This window comes from Stutzerimonas stutzeri (assembly GCF_000590475.1).
Lineage (GTDB): Bacteria > Pseudomonadota > Gammaproteobacteria > Pseudomonadales > Pseudomonadaceae > Stutzerimonas > Stutzerimonas stutzeri_D.
The window spans coordinates 2,492,459-2,505,029 of the sequence record NZ_CP007441.1 but is presented as its reverse complement, the minus strand read 5'-3'; the positions used below and the strand labels follow the sequence as shown (position 1 = coordinate 2,505,029).

Below are 12,571 nucleotides of genomic sequence, written 5' to 3'. Positions count from 1 at the left end.
TGCGTTGCATTGTAGATGGATTCGATCAACGCAAGGTTCACACCGGAACCGCGTATTCGCGCCACCACCAGGCCTGAGAACGCTTCGATTCGAATGCCGACGTACAAGCCGGCAGCTGCCTTAGCTATAGAGCGTAACGACGACGAACTTGGGAAGCCGGACGATAATGCATACCCCTGTCCGCGTTGGTCAAATGATCCGATCTACAAGGCTTGTTTTTATCGTGGACACGATTCACAGCTACGAGATGATCCGCCGCAGCCGCCAGTTAGCGATCAACGTCCCCACCGCCGGTTTGGTCGAAACGATCGTCGCGATTGGCAACAGTTCGGGACGTGCGGCGGACACGTTCGAGGCGTGCGGGTGACCGCCGCGTGTGCCAGCCGGCAGTACGCAGTGCTATCGGATTCGAATGCCGCCAAGCCGACGACCGCCGGATCGACGTCTACGGCCTGTTCATATGGGAAATGGTGAAAAGCCATGCGCCATCGCCGTCTGCGCCCCGGCCGCCTTACATTACTTTTGGAAAAGGCCGCTTCCGCCTGGCAGGCCAAGCACCGATATGGCTGAGCGCTTCACAATGCAGAACCTTTAGTGCAGTCGTCACGCCTGGCGATAAGCGCTGGGCGTAACGCCCACCTCGCGGCGGAACACCTGAGAAAAATGGCTCGGGCTCGAGTAACCAACCTCTAGTCCAATGTCGATGACGCTACGATCCGTCTCGAGCAGCAGATGCCGGGCGCGGCTCGTGCGCAGGCGGATGAAATACCGCGAGGGCGAGAATCCCGTGGCGCGCTTGAACATCCGGCTGAAGTGATACTCGCTAAGCTCCGCGCGCCGGGCCAGATCGGCGAGGCTGAAGTCTTCGGCCAGACCCTCCTTCATCGCCTCGATGACGCGGCGCAGTTTGTAGGCCTGTAGCGCGTTGCTTCGCCGAGCGCCGCTGCGTGGGTCGAGGTAGCGGCGCACCAAGTGCACCGACAGCGCCTGGGCCAAGCTGTGGGTGAACAGCGGGCTGGGCTGGTGTTCATCAATGAGTTCATGGCGAAGTTGTTCCAGCATGAAGCTGACCCGTTCATCCTGCGCGCCGGAAATATCGCGAAATGTAATCGGAGCGGTGCGTTCGCCCAGTACGTCGCGCGCAGCCTGGTCGATTAACGGCAAGCCCAGATACAGATGCATTACCTCAAAGCTGTCGCCACCTTGCGCCTGCCAGCGCATCTCGTAAGGTTCGCTGGTGTTGGTAAGAAAGAAGTCACCGGCCTTCACGTAGGCTGCTTCCCATTCCCCGCCAAGGGCGCGTTCCTCGACCCGAGCCGCGCCCGCCAGCACCCAAACCAGAAGAGGCTCGACCGCGGCGGGCACGAGGATCGGCTCGACGATGCTCTGGTGGCTGAACAACTGCACGACCACGTCCTGCAACGGCGACCGCGAGGGTAGGACCTGCGACGTCCCCGGCAGGTAATGAGGCATCGATTCGCCCGTGATGCGCAGAGCATCGTTTGCAGGGAGGCTTTGGGGCTCAGCTTGGCGCACAGGATGCTCCCTCGACAGAGCCCTCTGGCGAGGGCTGGTGTCGATAGGGTAACGCAGCGGCGTCGGCTTTGAGCGAAGTCGCCGGCAGGCCAGCCGGCAAAACGCCGGGATGGCCGCATCCAGGGGCCAGGCCCCCGACTGGGTCGGATTATTCGTATATGCGCGCTAGCTTGTCGTTCTCGTCGCGCATGAACAGCACGCATCCAGAAGTGGACTGGCGCGCGCTGCTTTCCCGATATGCGGGGCGATGAGAATTTACCCGCTGCCACCAGATTCTCGGGTGTGCTGGCGTTGGTCCGCGCCTGCTGATCAGTGCGTTGGCGCAAAACTCCGACAGCCTCGGCAAATCAGCAAAAGCTCCGCTCAACGCTTTGCGAGAGATTACAGCTGTCGATAACGACAGCGCCTCACGGGCGCCGAGCCGGCGAATGTCTCTTCGGCTCGCAACGCAGGAGAGCACCATGACTGATTTCACGCACAGCATTCCCCACGAAGTCGAAGGCAAAGTTGCACTGGTCACCGGCGCCGCCAGTGGCATAGGCAAGGCGATCGCCCTGTTGCTGCATGCACGAGGCGCCAAGGTCGTTGCCGAAGACCTGAACCCCGCCGTCGAAGATCTCGCCCGTCCCGGGCTGGTCCCGCTGGTGGCCGACATCAGCGAAGACGGCGCCGCCGAGCGCGCGGTGGGGCTGGCCGTCGAGCAGTTCGGCCGGCTGGACATCCTGGTCAACAACGCCGGGATCATCATCAACAAGCTGGTCGTCGACATGACACGCGAGGACTGGGAGCGCATCCAGGCGGTCAATGCCACCGCGGCATTCCTGCATTGCCGCGAGGCGGTCAAGGCAATGATGCCCAACAAATCCGGCGCCATCGTCAACATCGCCTCCTATGCGTCCTACTTCGCCTTTCCGACCATCGCCGCCTACACCGCGTCCAAGGGCGCGCTGGCCCAGCTGACCCGCACGCTGGCGCTCGAAGTCATCGAGCATGGCATTCGCGTCAATGCCATCGGCGTCGGTGACGTGGTTACCAACATCCTCAATGACGTGGTCGAGGACGGTCCGGGCTTTCTCGCCCAACACGGCGAAGCGGCGCCCATCGGTCGTGCTGCGCAGCCAGAAGAAATTGCAGAGATCGTCGCCTTTCTGGCCTCGGACCGCGCAAGCTTCATGGTCGGCTTGGTCGTCATGGCCGATGGCGGCATGACCGTCACCGCCGGGTGAGCGAGCCGTGATTGATACAGGAGAATCCGCAGGGGCATGCTGACCTACCTGGCCTTCTTCATCGCTCGGTCTGGCAAAGCAAAGCGCTCGGCCAGCGCTTGTTTGCGCTGGTCGGGAGGCCAGGCGCTTAGTGCTGTCGCGTCGAAAGCAGTCAGTATTTGCGCTCCAGATACTCCCTCTTCATGCAAAGCGGAACGTATCTGGGAGGGTGCCGTGCTCGTGGAGCACCGCTGCAAAATAATGTTCGGGACAGCCTGATGTCCCCGCTTAAACGTCTGGAAATCCTCCGCGGGCCGCATCGGTGAGCCGCACGATGACGGCCGGGCGCGAGCGTGACTTGGGCTGCCGATAATCATCTGGCGGAATTGACCGTATCAGGCAACAACGCGCAATCATCATCCGCCTAAAAAATGCCGCAACCCCCTGTAACGGTCAGGGTGCGTTGGTTCAGTCACGGCGCGCCGAAGATAGATTTAGGCTCAGCCAGCGAGGCGGTGGTCCCGAATGCGTATCGACGCGCGCAGCCGATAGACCCCATCAACGGCGCCAGCAGGCGGGCGGGATAACGCAAGCGCTAGAGGGTCAGCGGAGCTGACGGAATACGATCGGGACGATGCGAATCGCATCCGTTACGTAGCGCTTCACCAGGCGCCGCGGTTCCGTGCACATGCGATGCAGCCATTCAAGTGACATACGCTGCATCCATTTGGGCGCGCGCTTGACCTTGCCGGACAAAAAGTTGATTGACGCGCCCACGCACAGTCCTACGCCCCGTGACCGTCCATTTGCATGGATCAACTGACCCAGAAGTTCCTGCCGTGGGCACCCGACGGCCAGCACCACGAGTTGGGCGGGGTGACAGGTAACGAAATCCAGACACGCTTGAATTTCCTCTGGACGATCCATGAACCCCATGGGCGGGCTGTGATGGAAGAAAGTCACATTTCGGTAGAGCTGGCGCATCGTTCGTATGTCCGCCACATCACAGCCGATGACCGTCACCCGCCATTTCCTCGCCTGAGCGATGCTCATGAGTTCTTCGGTGAGATTGCTGCCGGGAATGACCTCACGCACATGGATGCGCATGAACTTCATCAGGCCTTTCAAGACTTGGCTGTCGCAAACCCGGTGGCTGGCGTTGGCATAGGCGCGACGCAGCTCGGGATCGTCTTCGAGTCGTACCACATGGTTAACATTTGGCGTGACGATATAGCTGAACTCGCTGTCGCTCGCCTCAATGACGTGCGAGATGAGTTCGGCGTTTGATCCATTGTAGAAATCGATATCGAATACTCTGAGGGTGCTGTGTCTGTCGTAGCAACAGGACGATCCTTCGTCTGCACGAGGCTCATTCCATCGCGGGTGCTTTTGCAAACTGTGCCTCCTCGATCGGCGCATGGGGTGCATCAAGCCAAGACCTGCGGTATCGCTGCAGTTCTTTCGTTGTTCTTAAACTGAACCCAGTCGAACGAAGAGGTTCGAGCGAGGTGCCGAGAGGCTAGACACAGGAGTCGAACCAGATCAGTGGGCAGGCGCGACCGTCGTCCAGAATGCTTAGCAGCAGCCCGCTGCATGTCGCTCCGGCCACATTGCGGACTTCCTGAGCCCGGCGACCAGATTCGCTCGATCTGCTATGGGAACACCGCGCTGGCCATGGCGGAAAATGGACATGGCTCATCAGCATTGCTTTGGGCGGTTCGGATCACGCCTGCAGGTGTGCGCGGACGCGATCTCAGCTTGGCAGCCGGCTCTGGGTTCAGCTCCGTTCGCGATGCATCAACCAAAGAAAATAGGGGCAGCCGATAAATGCGGCCAGCAGCCCGCGGAGACCGGCCAGGGGTAGGCGATGCTGCGCCCCATCCAATCGGCGATGAGCATGATCAAAGTGCCGATTAGCGCGGCGAGGACAAGTTGCGGCACGGCATGACGTACGCCGAGCTGGCGAACGATGTGAGGCGCGATCAGCCCGACGAAGCTGAGCGGGCCGACCGCCAGCGTCCCGGCCGCCGTAAGCAGCGCCGCGAGCATCAGGGTCGTCAGCTGGCTCAGACGCAGGCGCAGCCCCAGTGCCGAGGCGGGTCCCGTCCCTAGCGTGAGCAGCTCGAGCGGGCGCGCTAGCAGTAGGCATAGCGGCAGCAAACCGACACTAGCGATCAATTGCCTAGTGGACGCTACACGGCGACCGATGCCGGCGCGTGCCGGACGAATACCACCGGCACGCTGACGGCTCAGCAGCCAAAGCAACCGCGGCACGCTGAACACCGAAGTGAGAATGCCAGCGGGCACTTCGCCTACGAAGCGCGAGATTTCGCGGGCACTGATCCACCAGACAGAGCAGTACGGCGCCCAGTATCGGCGCCCAGATCAGTCGCTGGCGCAGCGTGCGGGCCCCGGTCAGACGAGCGATGGCCGGTGCGGCGAGCCCGACGAAGCCGATGATGCCAAAGCAACTGGTGACGAAGGCGCTCAACGCCACCGCGCTGAGCAGTGCCAAGCTGCGCGTAGTGCGCAGCGAGACGCCAAGGCTGGAGGCGCTTTCATCGTCCAGGCCGAGCGCCGGTAGTGGGCGCAGCAGGAGCCCAGCGAACAGCGCCGCACCGAGCAGGAGGGGCAGCAGATAGGTGACGCCGTCCCAGCCACTCTGGTTCAGCGAGCCGGCCTGCCAGAGCAGCAAGTCGATCAGATAGTTGTGGTTGAACAGCTCGAGCAAGGCGTTGATCGCGTTGCAGTAGAGGCTGATGACCATGCCGGCAAGTATGAAACGCAATGGCGAAAGCGTCCGTCCCCAGGCAATGGCGAACCGCGCCAGGGTCGCCATCCCTGCACCCAACAGCGTGGCCCACTCAACACCGAAGCGGGCCAGTAATCCAGGCGCGCCGATGGTGAACACCGGCAACGCGAGGTTGGCGCCGCCCGCCACACCCAGCGTCACCGGTTCGGCCAGCGGGTTGCGCAGCACCTGCTGGAACAGCGTGCCGGCCAATCCAAGGGCGGCGCCGGCCAGCAGGCTGACCAGCAGCCAAGGCGCGAAGCTGTAGTGCAGCATGACCTGGCGCGCATCGTCGAGATCCGGGCTCCACAGCGCTTGCCACCAGAATTCGCGAGGGAGCAGCCCTTGCAGGCCATGGACCGCCAGAGACAAAGCTACCAGCCCGAGTGCCAGGGCCCAGGGCCCAGGGCCCAGGGCCACGGGTTGCGGTAAGGCTCGCCGCGTCTGGCGGGCAGGGCAGTAAGGGAATCAGACATGCGGATGGCTCTGCAGAAGATAGCTGGCGATGCGTTGTGCCAGGCTGAGGGCGGAAGCAATGCCACCGTAGGGGTAGAACTTGCCAAGAGGCTGGCTCTGGCCGTTACGCACGGACGGCAGGTTGTCCCACAGCGCGTTGGGCTGGCGCAGGTTCTGCAGGCGCGCCGACGTGGTCGGGATTTCGATATAGAGCAAGTGAGTGTCAGGCGTTTCGGCGAGTCGATCGACGCCGGTCAAGCTGAAACCCATGGCATTGCTCGGACCCTGCCAAGCGTTGATTAGACCGAGCCGATCGAGCACATCCTGAGCCATGCTGTTGCGTCCTTAGACCGTCGCGTGACGGCCGTCCTGGTTGAGCACCACGATACACAACGGCGGCCGGGGGCGGCTTGCCAATCGTTTGGCCAAGGCCTCGAGACGTTCATTGGCTACTTGGAGATCGGCGATGGCTCGTGACTCCAGCTCCAGGCGCGCGGCGAGCCGCAAGGTGAAGGCGCTGGCGCTGTGCCAGACGCCTTGTTCGGTGGGATAGATGTCCACCACCTCGGATGGCGCGATGCTGCGTAGCGCGCGGTCGACGGTGGGATCGCAAAGGATCAGCTCTGGCGCCAATTGCTGAAGCAACTCCAGATTCGGCTGCCAATAGGGCAAGATCCGAGTTAGCGCGCCTTGACGCTATTTGCGTACGTCCGTCCAAACAGCACTACCGAGTCTTCAGTAAACCGCTACGCTGCCGAAAGATTAAAATGGCATATGCGAATGGCCACGGGGATAACGTCAGGTCGCTCTTGAGGACTGGCGAACGGCCGTGCGCGCTGACACTTCGAGTGAGCGTGCCGCCTCGAATGCACACACATGACATCCACACAAAGAAGGGCGGGGAGCATGGTGGATCTTGAGAAAACCGGGTTGCCACAGCAGGGTACGCCGCACGTACTGGTGATCGACGATACGCCGGATGAGATCAGAGGACTGCTTACGCTGCTCAGAGCACAGGCATGGAAGGTCTCGGTGGCAACCGAAGCCTACCAGGGCTATCAGCGGGCGCTGACCACTCGACCGGATCTCATTGTGCTGGACGTCCGGATGCCCCAGATGGACGGCTTTAGCCTGTGCCGTCTATTGCGCGAGGCCTCGGTGACACGCCGCGTTCCGATTCTGTTTCTGACCTCCTCGGGTTCTCTGGACGAGCGCCTGGAGGGTTTGACCTTGGGCGGAGTCGATTACGTACTCAAGAGCTGTGAACCTGAAGAGGTGCTCGCTCGGATCCGCATCCACCTGCAACTGACGTGGCGTGATGAACTGCCTGCCGCACCTTGTCTTGAGACGGCCGACGGTGACCAACCCGATCAGGTGATTCTCCGGGCGGCGATGCGCCTGGTTGACGAGAAACTGGATGATCTGCCGTCGCTGTCCGTCATCTCGCGAATGGTAGGGACACACGAGAAACGCTTATCGATGATCTTTCGTGAGCATTTGGGCACGACCGTTTTCGGTTACATCCGCGAAGCTCGTTTGCGTCGCGGTCAGAAACTGCTCACCGACGGATCCATGAGCATTCAGGATATAGCCGAACTGGTCGGGTTTCGCAGTGCATGCAATTTCACCACAGCGTTTCGCCAGTGGTCGGGGATTACCCCCACACAGTTCCGTCAACAGATCCACGGCGCCTGCGAGGCCGGCTCGGTTCGTTTCGCATGATCGGACGGCGGTTGAGTTGCCTGCTGTTTGGGTTCTGCCTTTCGATCTCGGGCCTCGCACAAGCCGCGGTTCCCGTGGATGTATGTAAAGACGAGCATTTCGAGTTGCCCGTTGCGCAGGTGATCGAAGATCGTAGCGGGGCGTTGAGTCTGGCCCGCGTTCTGGCCCGTTTTGAAAGTGGTTCCGGGGCCCAGGCAGGTCTGCCACCTGCCGGATATACACATTCGGCGTTTTGGCTCCGTCTGGAATTGAACAATGGAGGATCGAGCACTTGCTCGCGCTGGCTGACGGTGGGCGCGCCGCGTCTGGAAGACGTTCGCGTCTATAAAATGGTGCCGGGTGGCTGGAAATCGATGCGGGCGGGAAGCCTTTATCCGCTCCAAGAATGGTCGTATCCGGCGCGGCAGCCGCTCTTCCCTGTGTCGATGCCGGCTGGTGAATCGGTTGTGTTGATTGTGCGGGTCGCCAGCGGCACGCAGATGTTAATTAATCCCGAACTCTGGTCCGATCTGGCGCGCTTCCAACATCGTCAGTCCACGGACCTGTGGGACGGAATCACGCTTGGCATCGTATGCCTGGTTGCCCTGTTCAGCCTGATGATTGGCGCGATCTTCCGCTCCTGTCTGGTCGTGGTGCATGCCTTCGCCGTAAGTTCTTACATCCTGCTGACGTGTGTCCTGAATGGATATCTGGTGCTCTGGCCGGCGGCGCTCAGTTGGACGCGAGAGCTGACCGTGCTGGCCAGTGTGGTCTCGTTTGCATGCTTTCTGGGCTACGCCGCGGTGGTGCTGCGTGTCAGTCAGCTACCCAGAGTCATCGGTGTCTTGTTCGGCCTGCAGTTCGTCGCGCATGCAGGCGCGCGCCTATGGACGCTGATAGACCCGGTCCAGGGAGGTGACGCCGCTCTGATGATGATGAAAGGCATTTACTTGCTTTTTCCGCTGACGCTGTTGGTCGGTTGGCGCAGGGGTGTCCGCTACGACTGGCTGGCCTGGTTGCTGCCGTTGCTTTTCATGTTGCTGCTGGCTGCTCGCTATTTTCTCGAACTGAGTGGCATACCCTGGCAGTCGCCTGAACAGCGCTTCAGCCTGTCTTCAACCTTACCGGGCGTCCTGTTGCTGTTATGTACGCTTGCCGTCGAGGTGAGCCGCGCCAGATCTCGGGAGAAGCGAGCGCTGCTCGACCTCGATCATCTGAAACAGGCCGAGCACGAACGCCTCGAGCAGACGGTGGCCCTGCGTACCGAACAGCTGCGCGAATCGCTACGGGCGCGTAGCGGGCTGATCGCTCGGATCAGTCATGATCTGCGTTCGCCTCTGGTCAGCGTGATTAACTACGCTCGTTTGCTACAGACGGGGCCGGTACATGACTATCCGCAGAAGATCGAGCGCAACACGCGGCGACAGCTTGAGCTGATTGATGATCTGCTGGAGTTTTCTTCTGGCGAGCTGCAGCAAATGGAGTTGTCGCTGGCGCCCGGCTATCTTTACGGCTTCCTGCGTGAAGTGGAGGACGAGGCCGCTTTTCTGGCCACCCGCCAGCACAACGCGTTCGATGCCCGCTTCGCCCAAGACCTCCCGATGCTGGTGCATGCCGATTTTCGGCGGCTGCGTCAGGTGCTTATCAACTTGCTGGCCAATGCAGCCAAGTTCACCACTGAGGGACACATTCGTTTCGAGGTCAGCTGCGTTGACAGCCACCATCCGAAGGTGCAACTGCGCTTCTGCGTGGCCGACAGCGGCATAGGACTCGACCCAAAGGATCGCGAGCAACTGATGCGACCGTTTGGGCGTGGCCGCAATGCCCAGCAGTACGAGGGAAGCGGGCTGGGATTGTCCATCGTCCAGGAATTGCTGCAGCGCATGGATAGCGAACTGAAGATCGAGGCGCCTGCAGAAGGTGGAACTCGAGTGAGCTTTACTGTGCAGCTCGCCTGCGCGACCGAGCAGGACATCGATTTTACCGCTTCGAATGGTCCGTTAACTGCAGTGGACGGAGCTGGGCGGCACGTCCTGCTGGTCGACGATGTGGAGCAGAACGTGGAGTGGCTGGCGGATCTACTGGGCGGCTATGGCTTTGAAATTTCTACTGCGACCAGCGCTGCTCAAGCGATTGCATGCCTTTCGGACGACCCCGTTGATCTGATCGTCACCGACCAGATGATGCCTGACCTGGACGGCTGGGAGTTTCTGCGCCAGGTACGCAGCGCCTGGCCAAAAGTTCCCGTGGTGCTTTATTCGGCGGCACCGGCCCAACGTCCGTCTGGTTATCCAGAGCACCTGGAGTTCGACAACGTGCTGATCAAGCCGGCTTCGAACAGCGACATGCTTTTGTGTATTGATGAGCGAGCGTGCTTTAAGCCGCAAACCACCATTGGCGAGGTCGGAGCTTGACTCTTCTGCGCGCAGTGATGCATCTCGCGATGCTTGCAACGTCATCTACCGCGATAGCGGATGTCGCACTCACAGGTAATGTTGAATATCCCCGACCACCGGAGCTGTTGCTCGACGACATGACGGTCACGGCAAACGCTGACAACCCCCTGCGTAAAGCCGTGCAGCGTGGGGTGGTCTTGGTCGAGGGGGAGGCTGTGGAGCGTCCAGGTGAGCACGCGCCCGGCCTCCTCGAGCAACGCGTCCCCGGACTGGTGCTGTCCGGTCATAACGCGCGCTTCGCCGGCATTGGGCTACGTGGCTATGGCGCTACGGCCTTTAACGATGGGCTGGAAGGCAGCGTCGGGGTATTCGTTGACGGCGTCTATCTCGGCCGTCAGGGCATGGCGCTCGGCGACTGGCTGGATATCGATCGTATCGAGGTGCTGCGCGGCCCGCAGAACACAGCTTTTGGCAAAAACAGCAGTGCGGGCGCGCTGAACATCGTGACGCGGCAACCGAGTTCGGAGTTTGAAGCACGTGGCGAAACGAGTGTCGGCTCACAGGGCTTGCGCCAATATCGGGGCAGCATTTCCGGGCCTTTGCAGAATGGCGTGCTTGCCGGTCGGCTGAGCGCCTTCCAGACCGAGCGTGATGCGCTCGTGGAGAATCACTACAACGGCGCAAGCCTGAACGACAAGAATGAACAAGGATTGCGTGGGCAGCTGCTATGGACGCCCAACGATGTTTTCAGTGCACGCTTAGTAGGCGAGTACGGGAAGCAGGATGAGTCGGGCAACGCACTGATGGCCAGCCATTACAGCGATCAGACGCGTCGCCGGGCGGCTTTCGTCGGCTACGACCTACCGGTGACCGATCCGAAGCAGGGCGAGGTCCAGCATGACGCGCCGACCAGCAGTCGGGTTTCGCAGGATGCCGTCTCATTGGAGCTGAATTGGGCGCTGGCGCCGACGATGAGGCTGACCAGCATCAGTGCGCATCGCGACTGGGCTTATGTCGATAAGCGTGACGGTGACAGCACCCCGCTTAAAGTCGCCGAAAGTAATGTCGATCTGCAGCACCGGCAGTTCAGCCAGGAGCTGCGCCTGAGCGGTTCTGCCGGCAAACGCCTGGATTATTCACTAGGGATTTACTACCTGACCCAGCGCTCCCAGCGTGAGACCGACGTCCGCTTCGGAGACGAGGCCGCAGCCTGGTTCATCGGTGATCGTCTGGACGAAATCGAGCAATTGTTCGGCATTCGTTTTAACGACCCTGCCCAAATCCCGAAATCCTTGCTCGACGGGGCGCAGCAGCAGTTTGCCGGTGCGCAGGAATCCGACAGCCGCGCAATTTTTGGACAGCTCGCATGGCGTCCCCTTGAGCGCATCGAGTTGACAGGGGGTCTTCGCTACGGGCGCGAACGCAAGCAAGGTTGGATGTCGCGAGAAGTGGTGGATCTGGCTTCCCTGGACAGCCTGCCGGCGGTAATCCAAGGCGGCGGTCAGTTACTGCGACAAATTGCGCTCGGCGATGTGTATTACCGACGTGACTCGATCAAAGAGCGACACCTAACCGGTCAGCTCGGGTTCAGCTACCAGTTCTCCGATGCCGTTACGGGCCGGGTTGGTTGGTCGCGCGGCTATCGAACTGGCGGGATTAACTTCGATGTTGTGGGTCCCACAGCCGCGCCAACGTTCGATTCCGAGCGGGCCACCTCGCTCGAAGTGGGGCTTGAAAGTCGCTTCTGGAACGACCGTGCACGGGTCGACCTAACGCTTTACCAGACGGATATCGACAACTATCAGGCGCTGACGTACAGCCCTCCAGCCACGCTTTTCGCGCCTCCGTTACGCGACAACCTGATCAATGTCGGAGAGGTGCGTCTGCGGGGTATCGAGCTGGACTCCGCCTGGCGCCTGCATTCTCGCACCTCCCTGCGACTGGGCGTCGCTTGGAGCGATGCACGTTATGGCGCGTTTCGCAACGCACCATGCCCGCCTGGTGAAGGTCAATGGGTGTGCGACCTGAGTGGCAAACGCCTCTACAACGCACCCGAATGGAATGTGTCGACCGGGCTCGATTACTGGCAACCGCTGGTGCCGGGGCTGGAAGGCTTCGGCGGCATCGATTACAGCTTCCGGAGTGGCTATTACGGCACCCTCGAAGGTGGTAAGGGCAGCTATCAGCCGAGCTACGGACTGACGCATCTGCGCTTCGGAATGCGCCGGTCGGACCATGGCTGGGAGGTAGAAGGCTGCGTGCGCAACCTGTTCGACCGCCACTCTGTCACCGCAGTCTATGCCCTGCTTGGCGCAGGCGATTACGGCGTGCTGACCGGCGAGCCCCGCATGGCGGGAGTTACGGTCAGAGCGCGCTACTGAGATTGGCCACCGCGTTACGCCCGAGTACAGCCGTTCGTCAGGCCACAGCGGATTAATCCATGGGCGTCCGCTATAGCAAAGCCGGCGTCTGCTCTCGCAAACTTT

The 12,571-nt window shown here is 61.1% G+C and carries 11 protein-coding genes; 5 read left to right on the top strand and 6 right to left on the bottom strand.

All coding sequences use genetic code 11. The annotated features are described in order from the left end of the window. Positions 1-223 precede the first annotated feature (223 nt). Positions 224-367: a hypothetical protein gene (locus CH92_RS22040; RefSeq protein ID WP_158491123.1), complete on the top strand. Its 144-nt coding sequence runs from the start codon at positions 224-226 to the stop codon at positions 365-367. 236 nt (positions 368-603) lie between these two features. Here the strand turns inward: CH92_RS22040 and CH92_RS11510 are convergent, their stop codons facing one another. Next, on the bottom strand, positions 604-1,473 hold the full coding sequence (locus tag CH92_RS11510) for a helix-turn-helix domain-containing protein (protein ID WP_080690035.1): 870 nt from the start codon (positions 1,471-1,473) through the stop codon (positions 604-606). A gap of 524 nt (positions 1,474-1,997) precedes the next feature. Here CH92_RS11510 and CH92_RS11505 point away from each other — a divergent pair. Next, positions 1,998-2,762 (top strand): SDR family NAD(P)-dependent oxidoreductase, encoded by a 765-nt coding sequence (locus CH92_RS11505; protein WP_025241927.1) that lies wholly within the window; start codon positions 1,998-2,000, stop codon positions 2,760-2,762. Positions 2,763-3,344: 582 nt separating this feature from the next. Here CH92_RS11505 and CH92_RS11500 read toward each other — a convergent pair. The 5 genes from CH92_RS11500 to CH92_RS22190 all read right to left on the bottom strand — a co-directional run bounded on the left by CH92_RS11500 (position 3,345) and on the right by CH92_RS22190 (position 6,660). Further along, a complete protein-coding gene (locus tag CH92_RS11500) occupies positions 3,345-4,136 on the bottom strand; it encodes a WecB/TagA/CpsF family glycosyltransferase (RefSeq protein ID WP_235206153.1) in 792 nt (263 codons plus the stop codon). Positions 4,137-4,538: 402 nt separating this feature from the next. Further along, a complete protein-coding gene (locus CH92_RS22290) occupies positions 4,539-4,901 on the bottom strand; it encodes an iron chelate uptake ABC transporter family permease subunit (RefSeq protein ID WP_235206152.1) in 363 nt (120 codons plus the stop codon). A gap of 22 nt (positions 4,902-4,923) precedes the next feature. Next, a complete protein-coding gene (locus tag CH92_RS11495; protein WP_235206151.1) occupies positions 4,924-5,904 on the bottom strand; it encodes an iron chelate uptake ABC transporter family permease subunit in 981 nt (326 codons plus the stop codon). 96 nt (positions 5,905-6,000) lie between these two features. After that, entirely contained in the window at positions 6,001-6,321 is a 321-nt protein-coding gene (locus CH92_RS22195; RefSeq protein ID WP_200869621.1) for a hypothetical protein, read from the bottom strand. Positions 6,322-6,333: 12 nt separating this feature from the next. After that, a complete protein-coding gene (locus tag CH92_RS22190) occupies positions 6,334-6,660 on the bottom strand; it encodes a hypothetical protein (protein WP_200869620.1) in 327 nt (108 codons plus the stop codon). Between the two features lie 234 nt (positions 6,661-6,894). Here CH92_RS22190 and CH92_RS11485 point away from each other — a divergent pair, with 234 nt between their 5' ends. The 3 genes from CH92_RS11485 to CH92_RS11475 all read left to right on the top strand — a co-directional run bounded on the left by CH92_RS11485 (position 6,895) and on the right by CH92_RS11475 (position 12,466). Continuing rightward, positions 6,895-7,710: a response regulator transcription factor gene (locus tag CH92_RS11485; protein ID WP_025241925.1), complete on the top strand. Its 816-nt coding sequence runs from the start codon at positions 6,895-6,897 to the stop codon at positions 7,708-7,710. A gap of 74 nt (positions 7,711-7,784) precedes the next feature. Beyond that, positions 7,785-10,103 carry a hybrid sensor histidine kinase/response regulator gene (locus tag CH92_RS11480; protein WP_235206150.1) on the top strand — a complete coding sequence of 773 codons (2,319 nt, stop codon included), beginning with the start codon at positions 7,785-7,787 and terminating at the stop codon, positions 10,101-10,103. Then, positions 10,100-12,466, top strand: a complete 2,367-nt coding sequence (locus CH92_RS11475) for a TonB-dependent receptor (RefSeq protein WP_235206149.1) — start codon at positions 10,100-10,102, stop codon at positions 12,464-12,466. The genes CH92_RS11480 and CH92_RS11475 overlap by 4 nt, the downstream gene beginning before the upstream one ends. Positions 12,467-12,571: the final 105 nt, after the last annotated feature.